Below are 17,524 nucleotides of genomic sequence, written 5' to 3'. Positions count from 1 at the left end.
AAGTACGTGACTGGGGTGAGCGAAGGAAGCTAACAAAGATGCAGCTTGAAAGACGAAAAGTATGGATAGCAGCCAAAACAGACTCGACACAGTTAATAACTGTGCACTAACACTGGCCCCGGATGGGCCACACCTGGAGAAACACCGCAATGTCAGTTATTGGTCGCATTCACTCCTTTGAATCCTGTGGCACTGTTGATGGCCCGGGCATCCGCTTTATTACCTTCTTTCAGGGCTGCCTGATGCGCTGCCTGTATTGCCATAACCGTGACACGTGGGATACACACGGCGGTAAAGAAGTCACCGTCGACGAATTAATGAAAGAGGTGGTGACCTATCGCCACTTTATGAACGCATCCGGCGGCGGCGTGACGGCGTCTGGCGGCGAAGCTATCCTGCAAGCTGAATTCGTACGTGACTGGTTCCGCGCTTGTAAAAAAGAAGGTATTCATACCTGTCTGGATACCAACGGTTTTGTTCGCCGCTACGATCCGGTGATCGATGAGCTGCTGGAAGTCACCGACCTGGTCATGCTCGATCTCAAACAGATGAACGATGAAATCCATCAGAATCTGGTCGGCGTATCTAACCATCGTACGCTGGAGTTCGCGCGTTACCTGTCAAACAAAGACATCAAAGTGTGGATCCGCTATGTTGTCGTACCTGGCTGGTCTGATGACGATGACTCCGCACACCGCCTCGGAGAATTTACTCGCGATATGGGTAACGTTGAAAAAATCGAGCTGCTGCCTTACCACGAGCTTGGCAAACACAAATGGGTAGCAATGGGCGAAGAGTACAAACTGGATGGCGTCAAACCACCGAAGAAAGAGACCATGGAGCGCGTGAAGGGCATTCTCGAGCAATATGGACATAAAGTGATGTATTGAGTTTTAGCCACCACGAAACGGCTGCCCTGAACGGCAGCCGTTTTGCTATCTAAGCGACAACCACTCGAATTAAAGGAAAGGACGCCATGCGGTTATTCATTTCTGGCATGTTGCTGTTATCTGTCCAATACGTAAATGCCGCCAGCAACTGTGATATCAACGCCATTGTGCAACATGCGTGGCCGGATGCAAAACCGACAGCGGAAGGCAAGCTACTCACACAACATAATCAGGTTATCGATATCACAGGTAACTCACCGCAAAGCGCAATTTGCCGTGTCTGGCCAGCACACCCGGAACTGACCCTAGCGGCGATTCCGCTGATGGCACAACAATATAGCGATTACGATCGCATTGGCGATCTGGAGCTTCTGGTACTGGATTCCACAAGCCTCGACGTAAAACAGCGGCTACACCTGCCCGAACGTATGAATGACGATGCCATTCAAATTACCGGTCTGGCGCTGGATACTGCGCGCTGGAAAGTTACCCCAGATCAGACCGCATTTGGCTTACGAGTCGCCCGCACCGGCAGTTCCCGTGTAAATCCTTTTAGTGAAGATGCGCTATCGCTGTTTGTTATTGAAAATAATCAACTACGGGCGGTATTAAACGCAATCGTACTTGAGAATAGCACCGGTGAATGGGACGGGAACTGTGTGGGAACATTCCACGATATTAAACGCACCCTTGCCCTTGCGCCTGATTCACATAATGGGTACATCGATATTCGGGTAAACGAGAAAAACGTGGAATCAACGGCCTATACAGACGCCAACGAGCAGTGCGCATCAAAGGATAAACCGGGGAAAGCCAGTTGGGTACTGCGTTATGATGGCAAACAGTATGCCATCCCAAAAGAACTGTCCCCGTTGTTTTGAGAAGCAAAGCAGGAGAGGAGATAGCATCACTATCACCTGCTCTTCTGCCACACTTGTCTTTAGCGTCCTCTTCTCGCCAGTAGCGGGAAAATCAATCCCAGTCCAACCAGCACAAATGGCGTCACGATATTCAGCGTGAGCTGGAATGTCCACTCAGGGGTAAAGGCTTCCATTTTCGGGAAAATCCCGGTCAGACAGGCAAATGCGGTAAAGGCAAAGCACCAGATCCCCACGGTCATCGCAAGCGAGCGGTTGCGAATAAAGACATATTCCGATTTATATTTTTGCGCCAGGCGAATAACGGCAATGAACGCCACAAACACCCATAAATAACGCAATGGCATCACGACAGAGTTAAGATTCAATAGCCATTTATACAGGTTGTTCATGTCGCCAATTCCCAGCGTTGGCAACATAATCAAAATCGCCACCAGCACCAGCGTCAGAATATAACCATTTACCGGCGTACCGGAAGCGTTGGTTTTACACAGGCTCTCGGGAATATATTTACGATCAGCATCACCCAGCAGAACTTTAAGCGGTGCATCAATAGAAAATACCAATGCCGCAATCTGTCCCAGCGTATTGGCAATCGCGTAAATAACCATCAGCGAATTACCCATACCATAATACTCACCCAATTTCTGGAAGGCGTAATATTGACCATTCGTCATCAGGTCATCTGGAATATGCCGGGAGTCAAACATCATTCCCATAGCCAGCGACCCGAGAATCGCGCATACCGCTACCATAACAGCCAGAACGAGCATCCCTTTTGGAAATTCTTTGCCCGGATTACGTGTCTGATTAACGTATGGCGAAATTTTCTCCGCACCGCCCACGGCAAAGACCAGCATGGAGATCGTGGTAATGTAGGTAAAATCAATGTGCGGGATAAACGATTCCCAGGTGATATTGGTTGTCGCTATTTGCACATCCGTAATTGCAGGCGCGGTTACCGCCATCACGACATACAAAATGGACATCACAAACATCGCGATGCCTGCAACTGACCCAACAATTTTCAGTGACTTCATGCCACGGGACGCAACCCACATGAAAAAGACAAACAGCGCCAGCGTCAGCCCCTGCAACGCCACGACGGTGTACTCTTTAATCAACGAACCATCGCCCTTCAGCGCCCATCCCAGCGCAATCAGAATAGCCTGCGGTTTTTGCGCCAGATAAGGTATATGAACAACCCAATAGGTCCAGGCAGCAAGATAGGCCAACCCTGGCCCCATGGTATGTTTAATCCAGGTACTGACGCCGCCTTTACCCTCTTTAAAGGTTGAGCCAAGCTGCCCGACGATCAACGCATAAGGAATAAAATAGAGCGCGAAAATAAATATCCAGGAGGAGACAACAACCAATCCCTGATTAGCATAGTTGTTGACGACGTTACCAAAACCCCAGACGGTAATAAATGACATTAATGCAATGTTGTACCATCGCAATTGTTTTTCCTGCACACCAGCCATACGCAATCCTTTGTGGAAGCTTTTTGATTATCAATATATGAGGCGTGGGATTATGCGCGGTAAAATGAGCGAGCGGAAACGGCAGGATGTAAAACTATAACCTTCTGCACACTTTATTTTCAGGACAGACGTGTGCGATTAAATAATGCAGGTTCCCATAAAGCATACATAAACAGTATGTATGGGAACCTGTTCATATTCTGTTAAATCAGGTCAAATGTGCGCAATAGAATTGGGCGTATGGCCCGTCTTACGCAGCAGCATTAGTAAATAAATAAACGATACGCTGGCGATCATGATAAACAGCAAGCTATCTGAATAATTCTGCATCAGCATCGCAGTAAACGAAGGTCCCAGCAGACTGCCCACGGTATAGCTCAATAGCAATGCCTGATTCATGGCGACCAGCTGATGATGTTCCACCTTTTCACAGGCCCAGGCCATCGCGACCGGGTAGAGGGTAAAGCCTGCCGCACCCAACATAAACAACGCGGGCGCCATCGCCGCCTGGTTCAGCATGGCGATACTCCCGACGATCACCACGAAGACCTGGACGCGTAAAACCAGCAGACGTCCCAGCTTATCCGCCAGACGGCCAATCGGCCATTGCCCCAGAATACCGGCACTTACCAGAACCGCCATCCAGAAACCAATGCTGGCGTTGCTCACCCCCTGATGGTTGAGATACAGCGGCATCAGGCCATACAAAGACCCCAGCACGATCCCGGAAATAATGCAGCCATTAACGCCCAGGCGCGCCTGACGCAACCTCAGCATGGAGACAATAGGCGTAGACTGCTGTTCATCGCCCTGCTGATTAGCAATGCGCGTAAAGAGCAGTGGCAAAACACCCGCCAGGATAGTACCCGTCACCCACGGCAGGACGTTCATCAATTCTGTTGATACTTTACTAACCAGCAGTTGGCCTAAAAACGTTCCCACGTAATAGATCATCATATAGGCGGCAAGTAACCGTCCGCGATTACGTGACGTCCCGCTGCACATCAGCGCGCTTTCCACGACCACCCAGATCATGGCGCAGCCAACACCGGCGATAAAACGCCATGTCATCCAGCTCCAGAATCCCACCATAATCCCCAGCCCGACACAGCCCGCGGCAAAAATAAGCGAGGCGATGTAATAGCTGCGGTTAAAACCAAGGTGTTTTATTAAATACCCTGTCAGCAACGTCCCTACCAGATTACCGGTAAAGTAAGACGAGCTCACCACGCCTACCTGCCAGGTAGGCAGATTTTCATGGGCGAGCCAAAGCGGGACGAGCGTGTTTAACACGGCGATCGCCAGGGTCAACAGAAGTAGCCCGCACAGCAATAGCATGACGGGACGGGTATAGGTGGACATGAATAAAAACCGTGAGGAAGTTCAAATTTCATGCGCATCATGCCACTGCTAAAAACATTGTCAATCGGCGGAATCAGAGGGCTGAGGCGCTTTCTGGTCGATCGATTTGCATTACTGATTCTTAATGTGAATAGATAAAAAACACAAAAACACATCTGCTTGTTTTTATTGATCTAAAACAAAAATCTCGCGTTACGTTCAGTCGAAAAATTTCATGGACTCCCCTTACTTTTATTTCTTACTAAACTGTATTCGGGATGCTGAGCTGCATTGTCTTCAAAATAGAACAGTGAGTTCTTATTTATCTATCTAATCCAAATATCGTTCTTTTCGTAGACTTAAACTCATCAAATTTCCCCCACTGATACTGAACAGGAGAAATACCATGACTAAACCTTACGTAAGACTTGATAAAGACAATGCGGCAGTACTGCTGGTCGACCATCAGGCTGGCCTGCTCTCTCTGGTTCGGGATATCGATCCCGATAAATTTAAAAACAACGTGCTTGCGCTCGGTGACTTAGCAAAATACTTCAACCTCCCAACCATTCTGACAACCAGTTTTGAGACAGGACCAAACGGACCGCTGGTACCGGAACTGAAAGCTCAATTTCCCGATGCGCCCTACATTGCTCGCCCAGGAAACATTAACGCATGGGATAACGAAGATTTCGTGAAAGCAGTAAAAGCGACCGGCAAAAAGCAGCTGATTATCGCTGGTGTCGTGACGGAGGTTTGCGTCGCTTTCCCAGCGCTCTCGGCTATTGAAGAAGGTTTTGACGTCTTTGTTGTCACCGATGCTTCAGGCACGTTTAATGAAATTACCCGCCATTCAGCATGGGATCGGATGTCTCAAGCAGGCGCTCAATTGATGACATGGTTCGGAGTAGCATGCGAACTGCACCGCGACTGGCGCAACGATATCGAAGGTCTGGCGACGTTGTTCTCTAATCACATTCCGGATTATCGCAATCTGATGACCAGCTATGACACGTTAACTAAGCAGAAGTAAAGACTGGGGCAAAACCCTGGCCTGACATGTAGCCGGATAGCGCGCAGCTTTAAGGCCTACGGATATTGTAGGTTTGATAAAGCACGAGCCGCCATCCGGCATATTATGAATTAACTCGCCACCGCCATACCGACGGTCATATGCAGCCCGTAGAACACGCCACGACCAATCAGCTCGCCGACTAACAGCAGAATAAACGCGACGGAAAGCAACGGAACGGCAGGCTGGTAACCCTTCACTTGCGGTACTATCCAGCAGCACAGCGCTAACGCCAGTGCCACAATCCGCCACGCCATCAGCGAACCGTAATCCGGAACCAGCGCAGAGGCCTGTTGAATCGAACTGTGGATCGTCGCCAGTTCAGTCCCCTGCATTACCGACATGATGGCGCTCACGACCAGAGCAAGCACTGATATAGCCGGCAGCAGGCGCATCGCCCAACCATCCACGCCAGCAATTCTCAGTAACAGATATCCCAGCAGCGGACCGCCCATAAACATCGTCAGGAAGAATCCCAGCGGTGTCCAGATGCTGTACCAGGTCGGTACGGTATCGATGGTGTTATACACGCGCACCATCATCCAGACAAAAACCACACCCAGCACCATGGTGACAACTAACCACAGATTGCGTAATGCGGGCGACATTTTCTTCAACATAGCCAGCAGCCAGCCGATACCGCCAACGGCAAAGAAGAGTGAGCCGCTGGCAATTTCGTTACTCAACGCAGATGACCCAACGCGATTGAGTGAGTTAAAGGCGCGCATCGGTGAGCCCAGGTGGAGCATAGAGGCAATAAAACCAATGCCCATTAATACCCACAGCCCAAACATGCAGGTAATTACGCGTTGCTGCGATTCTGGGCGTAAGCCCCCTTTTATCAACGCCAGCGCCAGAACAATAAAACCGCCAACCACACACTGTCCGAAGACCGTGAAGATCATCAGCGGCCATTCATGCCATCCACTTCCCATCTTACACCTCCTTCGGATTAGCCAGATAACCTGTGGTATCCCCGGTCGGGCGGCTATTGGCGTTAGGTTTGATGACAATGCTCGGTTTGGTAAAGTGCGCGCCCGGCAGTGGCGCAACCGCAGCCAAAGTACCGTGTTTTTTGCGCAGTTCATCAATTGGGCCAAAATCCAGCGCACGCAGTGGACAGGACTCGACGCAAATAGGTTTCTTACCTTCAGCGACGCGCTCATGGCAGCCATCGCATTTGGTCATGTGCCCTTTGTCAGCATTGTACTGTGGTGCGCCGTAAGGACAGGCCATGTGGCAATAGCGGCAGCCGATGCACACATCTTCATCGACAACGACAAAGCCATCTTCACGTTTGTGCATCGCACCGCTCGGACACACTTTGGTACAGGCCGGGTCTTCACAGTGGTTACACGCAATGGAGAGGTAATAGGCAAAGACGTTCTGATGCCAGACGCCGTTGTCTTCCTGCCAGTCACCGCCCGCGTACTCATAAATGCGGCGGAAGCTGACTTCAGGGGTTAAATTTTTGAAATCTTTGCACGCCAGTTCGCAGGTTTTGCAACCGGTGCAACGGCTGGAATCAATAAAAAATCCATACTGGGTTGTCATCGGTTACTCCTTACACCTTTTCAACCTGAACAAGGTTCGTGTGTGATGGGTTCCCCTTCGCGAGAGGAGACGGACGCTGGGTCGTCAGGACGTTAATACAACCGCCCTGGTCCACGCGTTTTGCGTCCGGGTCATACCACGCCCCTTCGCCCAATGCCACCACGCCAGGCATCATACGCGGCGTTACTTTCGCCTCAATGTGCACTTCACCACGATCGTTAAAGATGCGCACCTTGTCGCCGTTGTTAATGCCGCGTCGCTGTGCATCCATCGGGTTGATCCACATTTCCTGACGGCAGGATGCTTTCAGAACATCCACGTTGCCATAGGTCGAGTGGACGCGAGACTTATAGTGGAAGCCGGTCAACTGCAGAGGGAATTTCTCCACCAGCGGGTCGTTTAAGCTCTCAAAACCTGGGGTATAAATCGGCAGTGGATCAATCACATCACCTTCCGGCAGTTCCCAGGTTGACGCGATCTCGGCAAGCTGCTGCGAATAAATTTCGATCTTACCTGACGGCGTGGTCAGCGGATTGGCGTTAGGATCCTCACGGAACGCCTTGTAGGCCACGTGATGTCCCTGTGGGTCGCGCTGTTTAAAGATCCCCTGCTTGCGGAATTCTTCAAACGTTGGCAGTTCAGGAATGGCTTTGCGCGACTGCTCGTACAGATGACGCATCCACTCTTCCTGAGTACGACCTTCTGTAAACTGCTGCTCAACACCAAGGCGTTTCGCTAGCTCACTGGTCATCTGGTAGATAGTCTTGCATTCGAAGCGTGGTTTGATCGCCTGATCGGTGAAAATCACATACGACATATTTCCGCAGGAGGCATCCAGTGCGAAGTCCATCTGCTCCGAAGCGGTGCAGTCCGGCAGCAAAATATCCGCGTATTTCGCCGAGGAGGTCATATGACAGTCGATGACAACGATCATCTCGCACTTCTTATCATCCTGTAGGATTTCATGTGTGCGGTTGATATCAGAGTGCTGGTTAATCAGACAGTTACCGGCATAGTTCCAGATCATCTTAATCGGAACATCGAGCTTATCTTTGCCACGAACACCGTCACGCAGCGCCGTCAACTCCGGACCTCGCTCAATGGCGTCCGTCCACATAAACATAGAGATGCTGGTTTCGACTGGGTTTTCCAGCGTAGGCATACGTTCAAACGGCAAACTGTATGAGCCCTCACGCGCCCCGCTGTTGCCGCCGTTAATCCCAACGTTACCGGTAAGGATTGCCAGCATAGAAATGGCACGAGTCGCTATTTCACCGTTAGCATGGCGCTGCGGTCCCCACCCCTGACTGATATATGCCGGTTTAGCGCTACCGATTTCACGTGCCAGTTTGACGATTCGATCAGCAGGAATACCGGTAATTTGCGCTGCCCATTCCGGGGTCTTGGCGATACCGTCTTTGCCCTGCCCAAGAATATACGCCTTATAGTGACCGTTTTTCGGTGCGTCGGCCGGTAAGGTTTTCTCGTCGTAACCCACGCAGTATTTATCAAGGAACGGTTGATCAACCATGTTTTCGGTGATCAGCACATACGCCAGACCATTCACCAATGCCGCATCGGTACCTGGGCGGATCGGGATCCATTCATCCTCACGACCCGCGCCGGTATCCGTGTAGCGGGGATCGATAATAATCATGCGGGCATTGGATTTCTGTCGCGCCTGTTCAAGGTAATAGGTTACCCCACCCCCGCTCATACGGGTTTCACCTGGGTTATTCCCGAACAGAACCACCAGCTTGCTGTTTTCAATGTCGGACGGGCTGTTACCGTCTGCCCAGCCGCCGTAGGTGTAGTTCAACCCGGCAGCGATTTGCGCTGAAGAGTAGTCACCGTAGTGGTTCAGGTAGCCGCCACAGCAGTTCATCAGACGTGCTACCAGCGTTTTGCCTGGCGGCCAGGAACGTGTCAGGGTGCCGCCCAGCGTACCTGTGCCGTAGTTCAGGTAGATAGACTCGTTGCCGTAGTCTTTGATAAGACGTTGCATATTGCTGGCAATGATGTCGTAGGCTTCATCCCAGCTGATACGCTCAAATTTCCCTTCGCCACGTTTACCGACGCGTTTCATCGGGTATTTCAGACGGTCGGGATTATAAACGCGACGACGCATGGAGCGACCACGCAGACAGGCGCGTACCTGGTGCAAGCCGTCATAGTTGTCATCACCGGTGTTGTCGGTTTCAACATACTTTATTTCACCGTCTACCACGTGCATACGCAGAGGACAGCGGCTACCACAGTTCACCGTACACGCGCTCCATATGACTTTCTCATTGGCCTGTGTCGGATTAAGGGCTTCTGCAGCATTTGCAATACGGGTAAATGGCAGGGTAAACGCGCTACTGGCCACCGCCAGTCCGCCTATCGCCGTCGTTTTCACCAAACCTCGGCGACTAACCTCAGCTGCCAGCATGGCATCGGGGATCTTAGTTTTCATAGTGGCTCACTCTGCTGCTCACAATAAACAAAAGAGAAATACTCGTTATATAGATTTTTATATAGCGTTAATATCAATATACAGACTGGTAGATACTGAATTTGCGAAAAGACAGAGATAAATACTGACTTTCATTCGAAGGCAGTATTACTCCTATGGAGGTAGGCGTTATTGTCCGACGTCAAACGGGCATAAAAAAAGCGCCCTGAGGCGCTTTTTTAGCAAAGAAAGGTAGCTTAGCCGATAAATTCCAGGCCATTCATGTACGGACGTAACACTTCCGGAACCTGAATACGGCCATCAGCCTGCTGATAGTTTTCCATCACCGCAACCAGCGTACGTCCAACCGCCAGACCGGAACCGTTCAGCGTATGTACTAAACGGGTCTTTTTGTCGGATTTGCTGCGGCAACGCGCCTGCATACGACGAGCCTGGAAATCCCACACGTTGGAGCAAGAGGAGATTTCGCGATAGGTGTTCTGCGCCGGGATCCACACTTCCAGATCGTACGTTTTGCATGCGCCGAAGCCCATGTCGCCTGTGCACAGGATGATCTTACGGTACGGCAGGCCCAGCAGCTGAAGAACCTTCTCAGCATGGCCGGTCATCTCTTCCAGCGCGTCCATAGAGTCTTCCGGGCGAACGATCTGCACCATTTCAACTTTATCGAACTGGTGCATACGGATCAGACCACGGGTATCACGACCGTAAGAACCTGCTTCAGAACGGAAGCACGGCGTATGCGCGGTCATTTTGATCGGCAGCGCATCTTCGTCAATGATTTCGTCGCGAACCAGGTTGGTCAGCGGAACTTCTGCCGTTGGGATCAGCGCATAGTTGCTGCTGTCAGCTTCTTCATCCAGCGGACGGGTGTGGAACAGATCGCCAGCAAATTTCGGCAGTTGCCCTGTTCCGTACAGCGTGTCATGGTTAACCAGATACGGAACGTAGTTTTCGCTGTAACCATGCTGTTCGGTATGCAGATCCAGCATGAACTGAGACAGCGCACGGTGCATGCGCGCGATCTGCCCTTTCATCACGACGAAACGAGAGCCGGTAAGCTTAACCGCAGCGGCAAAATCAAGACCCGTGTGCATTTCACCCAGGGTAACGTGATCGCGCACTTCGAAATCAAACTCACGCGGAGTACCCCAACGGCTGACTTCAACGTTGTCATTTTCATCTTTACCCACCGGAACGTCGTCCGCTGGCAGGTTAGGAATGGTCAGCGCAATGTCGCGGATCTCGGCCTGTAAGGTATCAAGTTCAGCTTTCGCGGCATCCAGCTCTTCGCCCAGTTTGTTCACTTCCAGACGTAAAGACTCGATATCTTCCCCGCGCGCTTTTGCCTGGCCGATGGATTTCGATCGAGAGTTACGCTCTGCCTGCAGGTTTTCAGTTTGTACCTGCAGAACTTTACGACGCTCTTCAAGAGCGCGCAGCTTATCTACATCCAGCTTAAAGCCCCGGCTTGCCAGTTTTTCTGCGACTGCGTCTGGCTCATTACGCAGCAGATTGGGATCGAGCATGCTTATCCTGTGCTTATCGAATTAAAATAGGAGAAAGTGACCACAGCCTGCGGTCACAGGGATACAGAGACAACATTACCGCAACGATAACACTAACGGTAGCGTTTTATAGGGCTATTTTGATCCTGTCCGGCGAGCCAGGCGAGCTTTTCGCCAATCTTGCCTTCAAGACCTCTGTTTGTGGGGTGATAATAGCGCGTTTGTGCCATTTCCTGCGGGAAGTACTCTTCTCCGGCGGCATAGGCATTTGGTTCATCATGGGCGTAACGATACTCCTGACCATAGCCCATTTCTTTCATCAGCTTAGTTGGCGCATTACGCAGGTGGACCGGCACGTCGTAATCCGGACGTTCGCGGGCATCAGCCAGCGCGGCTTTGAAGGCGGTGTAAACCGCATTACTTTTCGGCGCGCAGGCCAGATAAACAATCGCCTGAGCAATCGCTCGTTCACCTTCCGCGGGTCCCACGCGGGTAAAGCAGTCCCATGCGGAAATTGCCACCTGCATGGCGCGAGGGTCGGCATTGCCGACATCTTCAGAGGCAATGGCCAGACAGCGACGGGCAACATACAGCGGGTCACCGCCTGCACTAATGATGCGCGCATACCAATAAAGTGCCGCATCCGGGGCGCTGCCGCGAACCGATTTGTGTAATGCGGAGATGAGATCGTAAAAACGATCGCCTTTATTATCGAAGCGTGCGCTGCGTTCACCGGCAATTTCAGTGAGCAATTCTGGTTTCAATACGCGCTTGCCAGAATCATCAACTTCGGCCATATCGGCCATCATTTCCAGCGTATTCAGCGCTCGCCGCGCGTCGCCATTCACCAGTTCGGCAATCGCCCGACGCGTCTCTGGTGGCAGTACGATATCCTGACCACCGTAACCACGGGCTTTATCTGACATCGCCTGGTCCAGCACCTGTTCAATATCGTCGGTGGTTAACGATTTCAGTAAATAAACACGCGCCCGCGACAACAGTGCCGAGTTCAGTTCAAACGAGGGATTTTCAGTGGTGGCGCCAATAAACGTGATGGTACCGTCTTCAATATGCGGTAAAAACGCATCCTGTTGGCTTTTATTAAAACGGTGAACTTCGTCCACGAACAGGATCGTACGTCGACCCGCGTTACGATTCTGACGCGCCCGCTCAATCGCTTCACGAATTTCTTTTACACCAGACGTGACCGCCGAAATTCGTTCAACATCGGCGTTAGCGTAACGGGCAATAACTTCGGCTAGCGTGGTTTTCCCCGTCCCCGGCGGACCCCATAAAATCATAGAGTGCAGGTGCCCGGCCTCGATGGCACGCGGCAAGGGTTTACCCGCAGCCAGCAGATGCTGCTGGCCGATGTACTGCGCTAAATTTTCTGGCCGCATACGTGCGGCCAGTGGCTGAAAGGTATTATCAGAAAAGTCGAGCGACAGATTGCTCACTCACACGCCTCTACTTACGTTGATCGTCAACCGTTACACCTTGCGGCGGGGTAAAGGTGAATTTCGAAGGTTCAATCGCACCATTTTGCTGGGATTTCAGCTGATAGCTGCTGCGCTGATCGTCTTGCTCAACGGCACTGAACTGATGGATCGTCCCGTCCCGCCCAACATTGATAGTAAACTGCTTCAGGTTACCGCTGCTGGTTTTTGGCGTCAGCACGAAATCATCGCCGTTTTGCTTAATATTGTACTGTTGCCAGTCGCTGGCCTGGTTACGCGCAATCAGCATAAACGGCGTGTTGCCCGTGGCGTCTTTCAACCAGGTCGCAGTCGCCTGCTCAACAAACGGGTTAAAGAACCACAGCGTTTTACCATCGGAAACCAGGATGCTCTCGTCAGGCTGCGTCATATGCCAGTTAAACAGATTAGGGCGTTTAACCCATAAGTCGCCCTGACCTTCCTGCACCGCCGCGCCGCTACCGTCCGTGACCTTCTGAGTAAAGCTGGCATGGAAGCTACTGACTTTATCCAGACGGCTTTTCAGGTCGCTGGCAGCATCAGCCCAGACGCTGCTCACCACAAAGCTAGACAGTAATGCACAGGTGATTGCGATTCTTTTCATCGTTATTCCTCAAAATACGTCACTCCCAACGGGGAGATCCCTCTGCTATCCATTTCAGGCCAAAAATCAGCATGAGGAAAGTAGAAAATACTGAATTACTTAACTTTGCAATCATTCGAAGGGCGGCGGAGCCAGCACTTCACGATTACCATTATGCCCTTGTTCGCTGACTATTCCCTGCGCTTCCATCTGTTCGATGATGCGCGCCGCTCGGTTGTAACCGATACGGAACTGACGCTGGACGCCGGAGATTGAGGCTTTGCGTTTCTGAGTAACAAAGTTCACCGCCTGATCGAACAGCGGATCCAGTTCTTCGCCACCATCAAAGCCGCCACCGCCGCCTTCGCTTTCGCTGTCAGAGGTAATGCCATCAACGTATTGTGGACGGCCGCGCGCTTTCCAGTCCTGCACCACCGCGTGAACTTCTTCATCGCGTACAAAGGCGCCGTGTACACGCACAGGGATCGTCGAGTTTGGTGCAGAATAAAGCATGTCACCCATACCCAACAGCGATTCCGCGCCGCCCTGGTCAAGGATGGTACGCGAGTCAATTTTACTGGACACTGTAAATGCGATACGCGTCGGGATGTTCGCTTTAATCAGACCGGTGATAACGTCAACTGACGGTCGCTGGGTTGCCAGCACCAGGTGGATACCCGCCGCACGCGCTTTTTGCGCCAGACGAGCGATCAGTTCTTCCACCTTTTTGCCAACGGTCATCATCAGGTCAGCGAATTCATCCACCAACACCACGATATACGGCAGTTTTTCCAGCACCGGATGCTGAACATCCATGCTGTCGCCCGGCTTCCAGTATGGGTCTGGAATCGGACGTCCCATACGGGCGGCTTCAGCAATCTTATCGTTATAACCGGCAAGGTTACGCACGCCAAGCGCCGACATCAGTTTGTAGCGACGTTCCATTTCATTGACGCTCCAACGCAAGGCATTGGCGGCATCTTTCATGTCGGTCACAACTTCAGTCAGCAGATGTGGAATACCTTCATAAACAGAAAGTTCCAGCATTTTCGGGTCAATCATGATAAAGCGAACGTCTTCCGGCTGCGCTTTGTACAGCATGCTGAGGATCATGGCGTTCACCCCAACAGACTTACCGGAACCGGTTGTCCCTGCCACCAGCAGGTGCGGCATTTTAGCCAGATCGGCCACCACCGGTTCGCCCGCAATATCTTTGCCCAGCACCACAGTCAGCGGAGATGAGTTATCACGGAATTTAGCGTTATCCAGCACTTCTCGCAGATAGACGGTTTGACGTTTTTTGTTCGGTAACTCCAGTCCGACATACGGTTTGCCTGGAATAACCTCGACCACACGTACCGCCGCGGTCGACAATGAACGCGCCAGATCTCGTGACAGGTTAGAAATACGCGCTGCTTTAACCCCTGGAGCCAGATTAAGCTCAAAGCGGGTAATCACCGGGCCAGGAGAGTAGTTCACCACATCGGCTTTAATGCGGAAATCCGCCAGACGCGCTTCCACCAGACGTGCCATTTGTTCCAGTGCGAACGTATCTATCGGCTCAACTTCGCTCGGCGGCGGCGTGAGCAGATCTAACGAGGGCAGCGGCGTGCTTGGACGGTGCGCCGGACGACTATCCCCATTACGCATCAGCAGCGGATGGATCAGACTATCCTGCGGCGGCGGTGTAACAGGCTGCGCTGGCTGCTGATAATGCTGCTGCGGCGCAACTGGCTGCGCTGGCTGTTGATAATGCTGCTGCGATGCAACTGGCTGCACCGGTTGCTGGTAGTGCTGCTGCGATGCAACTGGCTGCGCTGGTTGCTGATAATGCTGCTGTGGTGCAACAGGCTGTGCCGGTTGCTGATAGTGCTGCTGCGGTGCAACTGGCTGCGCCGGTTGCTGATAGTGCTGCTGCGGTGCAACTGGTTCCTGGTACTGCGGCGCGGGCTCCGGCATTACGCCAGGCGTAAACAGCGGCTCATGCGGACCCTCATCCACCAGTGTTTTCATTGGCGAAAATTCAAAGTCATCGAGGGAGAACGGATTCGCTCCGACAGGCTGTTCACCGGAATAACGCTGCTGCTGAGAAGAAGCAAACTGGCGAGCCAGTTCCGCTTCTGCGGCTGAATCTTCGTCATCAGTCTGGTGGGTATCGTCCTGATACTCTTCGCCATAACGATGCTGCTGCGACTGAGCGAACTGACGTGCCAGCTCGTCCTGCTGCATTGCATCCATTTCATCGTCACTGTACGCATCTGTATCAAGCTGCTCTTCGCGCGCTTTCTCTTCAGCCATACGCTGTGACGGCAGTTTTATGCCATATGAAGCCAGTTCACGACGAGTAGGCACGCGCACACGATTCGGACGCGGCAACTGCGGGCCAATGCCCTCTTTCACCTGCGGACGCGGCGTACCGCTGCCTGCAAGGCTAAAGACAGGTGCTGCGGCAGCGGCACCTGCCCCTAACGCGGCGCTTTTTACGCCAGCGGCCAGCGGTGCAACGGCAGCAACAGACTCAACGGGTGGTATGGATGCAGTCGCCGGCATAGATGGCGTAGACGGCTTAACACGCTCAGGTTCCTGAGCAGGTTCTGGAATCGGCTGATACCATGCGGCCAGTTGCTCACGCTCACGCGCACGTTTCTCTTCGACTTCTTCAAAGTAATAGAGCGGCGGACGAGTCGGTTTAACTTCTTCAACCACCGGCTCAGGTTCCACCACTGTTGGTTGTTCAACCACAGGCTGCTGGAACGTAGTGCTCTGTTGAAAAGTTGGATCCTGCTGATAAACAGGTTGCTGCACAGGCTCCGGCTGATAACCAGGCTGCTGGAATGCGGCGTTCTGTTGAGAGGTCGGATCCTGTTGATAGACAGGTTGCAGCACGGGCTCCGGCTGATAAACAGCTTCCGGCTGCGGCGCGACAGGCTGCGTATAAACAGGTTCAACGGGCTGCTGTGCGTAATATTGCGGCTGCGGACTCTGCTCCACAACCGGTTGTTGCCATGGCTCATAAGGCTGCTGCACCGGAGGTTGCGCGTACTGGGCTGGCTGCGGATAACCTTCAGGCGCTGGTGCAATCGCGGCATCACCGGTTTGCGGGCCAGGCACGGGTTGCCAGGCCACGGTTGGGACCGGTTGCTCCATAACAGTGTTGGTCACGGGTGACGTTTGCAGTAACGGATCGACCGGTGCGCTCCAGGCCTGAGCGGCTGTTGTAGCTGCAGCTGCTGCAGCCACAGGCTCGGTCACCGAGTGGCCGTTAAGCAGTGGATCAAGTTCGTCATATTCAGGCAGCGTCGCGCGATTACCGGAAAACAGCACATCATTAGGATCGGCAACCACGCCACGGGCGCTGTATTCAATTTCGTCTTCATCATCCATGCGTTTGCCGGAGAACAGCGCCGCATCGGTATGACGACCAAGCGGGTTGGTAAATTTCTCCGCCAGACGTTTACGGCGCGCTAACGCACCGCGCAGGATACGAGCTCGGCGCGATTCATGGGGTTTGCCATCAGCGGCGTCGACAGACTCTTCTTCGTCTTCATACTCTTCGTCATCGACCCAGGTATCGTCGCGGCGGGTACGGTTGCTGGCAAACGTCAGGATATTGAGTAACCAGCCGCCCAGTTTTTCCGCAATGCTCACCCATGACCAACCGGTGAACAGCGTTAATCCCGCTGCCCAAATGCACAACAACGTCAGCGTGCCGCCGCTGCTGTGCAGCAATGGTTGTAGCGTGGTGCTGAGCAGACTGCCGATCACGCCGCCAGAGGCGAAATACCAGATGTCATCGGCGTTAATTGCGGCCAGCCCGCAGGAAGTGAGAATCAGCGCCAGAACGCCAATAATGCGCAGCGAGACGGCAAAATAATCGACGTATTCGTCGCTGGCCTGATGTCGCCAGGCAAACCAGCAGCCACCGACAATGATGACGGGGATGGTGTAGGCCATGACGCCAAAAATAAAGAACAGCGTGTCCGCCAGCCATGCTCCAGGTATTCCACCCAGATTATGGATAGGCTCATGCCACGCGGTTTGCGACCAACTGGGATCCGAAGGGTTAAAGCTGAGTAAGGCAGCCATCAACCAGACGGCAAAAAGGGCAATAAGGATCAGTAGCGCTTCCAGAAGTCGGCGCCCGCTGCTTAACTTCGTCAATGTGACGTCTTTGTCTTCAGTGTATTCCTGGCTCAAAAACGGCTCTCCAGGTTTCGGGCTTTTCCTGCCCGATGCTAAAACGGACAACAGCACCGGGTTGCCCCGGCACTGTTGCTGTATGGA

Annotated in this window: 12 protein-coding genes; 3 read left to right on the top strand and 9 right to left on the bottom strand. The window is 52.5% G+C overall.

All coding sequences use genetic code 11. From position 1 onward, the window contains the following. The first annotated feature begins 149 nt into the window (after positions 1-149). Both pflA and OGY67_RS19865 read left to right on the top strand, forming a co-directional pair. The gene (gene pflA / locus OGY67_RS19870) at positions 150-890 is read left to right on the top strand and encodes a pyruvate formate lyase 1-activating protein (RefSeq protein ID WP_003035751.1); all 741 of its coding nucleotides are present in this window, start codon (positions 150-152) and stop codon (positions 888-890) included. An 86-nt stretch (positions 891-976) separates the two neighbouring features. Further along, positions 977-1,771 (top strand): PA3715 family protein, encoded by a 795-nt coding sequence (locus OGY67_RS19865; protein ID WP_286574429.1) that lies wholly within the window; start codon positions 977-979, stop codon positions 1,769-1,771. Positions 1,772-1,830: 59 nt separating this feature from the next. Here OGY67_RS19865 and OGY67_RS19860 read toward each other — a convergent pair whose 3' ends face one another. Both OGY67_RS19860 and OGY67_RS19855 read right to left on the bottom strand, forming a co-directional pair. Next, positions 1,831-3,252, bottom strand: a complete 1,422-nt coding sequence (locus OGY67_RS19860) for an amino acid permease (protein ID WP_003035749.1) — start codon at positions 3,250-3,252, stop codon at positions 1,831-1,833. Between the two features lie 213 nt (positions 3,253-3,465). Continuing rightward, positions 3,466-4,614 carry an MFS transporter gene (locus OGY67_RS19855; protein ID WP_003831907.1) on the bottom strand — a complete coding sequence of 383 codons (1,149 nt, stop codon included), beginning with the start codon at positions 4,612-4,614 and terminating at the stop codon, positions 3,466-3,468. A 385-nt stretch (positions 4,615-4,999) separates the two neighbouring features. On the opposite strand from OGY67_RS19855, the gene ycaC reads away from it, so the two are divergent. Beyond that, positions 5,000-5,626: an isochorismate family cysteine hydrolase YcaC gene (gene ycaC / locus OGY67_RS19850; protein WP_003035746.1), complete on the top strand. Its 627-nt coding sequence runs from the start codon at positions 5,000-5,002 to the stop codon at positions 5,624-5,626. A gap of 110 nt (positions 5,627-5,736) precedes the next feature. Here the strand turns inward: ycaC and OGY67_RS19845 are convergent, their stop codons facing one another. The 7 genes from OGY67_RS19845 to ftsK form a co-directional block, all read right to left on the bottom strand. Next, positions 5,737-6,600, bottom strand: a complete 864-nt coding sequence (locus tag OGY67_RS19845) for a dimethyl sulfoxide reductase anchor subunit family protein (RefSeq protein WP_286574428.1) — start codon at positions 6,598-6,600, stop codon at positions 5,737-5,739. Position 6,601: 1 nt separating this feature from the next. Then, positions 6,602-7,219 (bottom strand): dimethylsulfoxide reductase iron-sulfur subunit DmsB, encoded by a 618-nt coding sequence (gene dmsB, locus OGY67_RS19840; protein WP_003831905.1) that lies wholly within the window; start codon positions 7,217-7,219, stop codon positions 6,602-6,604. Between the two features lie 10 nt (positions 7,220-7,229). Then, the gene (dmsA, locus tag OGY67_RS19835) at positions 7,230-9,674 is read right to left on the bottom strand and encodes a dimethylsulfoxide reductase subunit A (protein ID WP_286574427.1); all 2,445 of its coding nucleotides are present in this window, start codon (positions 9,672-9,674) and stop codon (positions 7,230-7,232) included. Between the two features lie 236 nt (positions 9,675-9,910). After that, complete coding sequence (gene serS / locus OGY67_RS19830) at positions 9,911-11,203, bottom strand: serine--tRNA ligase (RefSeq protein WP_003831902.1); 1,293 nt, start codon at positions 11,201-11,203, stop codon at positions 9,911-9,913. A 92-nt stretch (positions 11,204-11,295) separates the two neighbouring features. Next, on the bottom strand, positions 11,296-12,639 hold the full coding sequence (gene rarA, locus OGY67_RS19825) for a replication-associated recombination protein RarA (RefSeq protein ID WP_003836910.1): 1,344 nt from the start codon (positions 12,637-12,639) through the stop codon (positions 11,296-11,298). A 10-nt stretch (positions 12,640-12,649) separates the two neighbouring features. Then, entirely contained in the window at positions 12,650-13,261 is a 612-nt protein-coding gene (gene lolA, locus OGY67_RS19820) for an outer membrane lipoprotein periplasmic chaperone LolA (protein WP_003831898.1), read from the bottom strand. Positions 13,262-13,372: 111 nt separating this feature from the next. Further along, a complete protein-coding gene (gene ftsK / locus OGY67_RS19815; protein WP_286574426.1) occupies positions 13,373-17,437 on the bottom strand; it encodes a DNA translocase FtsK in 4,065 nt (1,354 codons plus the stop codon). Between the last annotated feature and the right edge of the window lie 87 nt (positions 17,438-17,524).

This window comes from Citrobacter sp. Cpo015 (assembly GCF_030333035.1).
Classification (GTDB): domain Bacteria; phylum Pseudomonadota; class Gammaproteobacteria; order Enterobacterales; family Enterobacteriaceae; genus Citrobacter; species Citrobacter portucalensis.
Note: the sequence above shows the minus strand (reverse complement) of the source record. Positions and strands in the feature narration are given on the sequence as shown.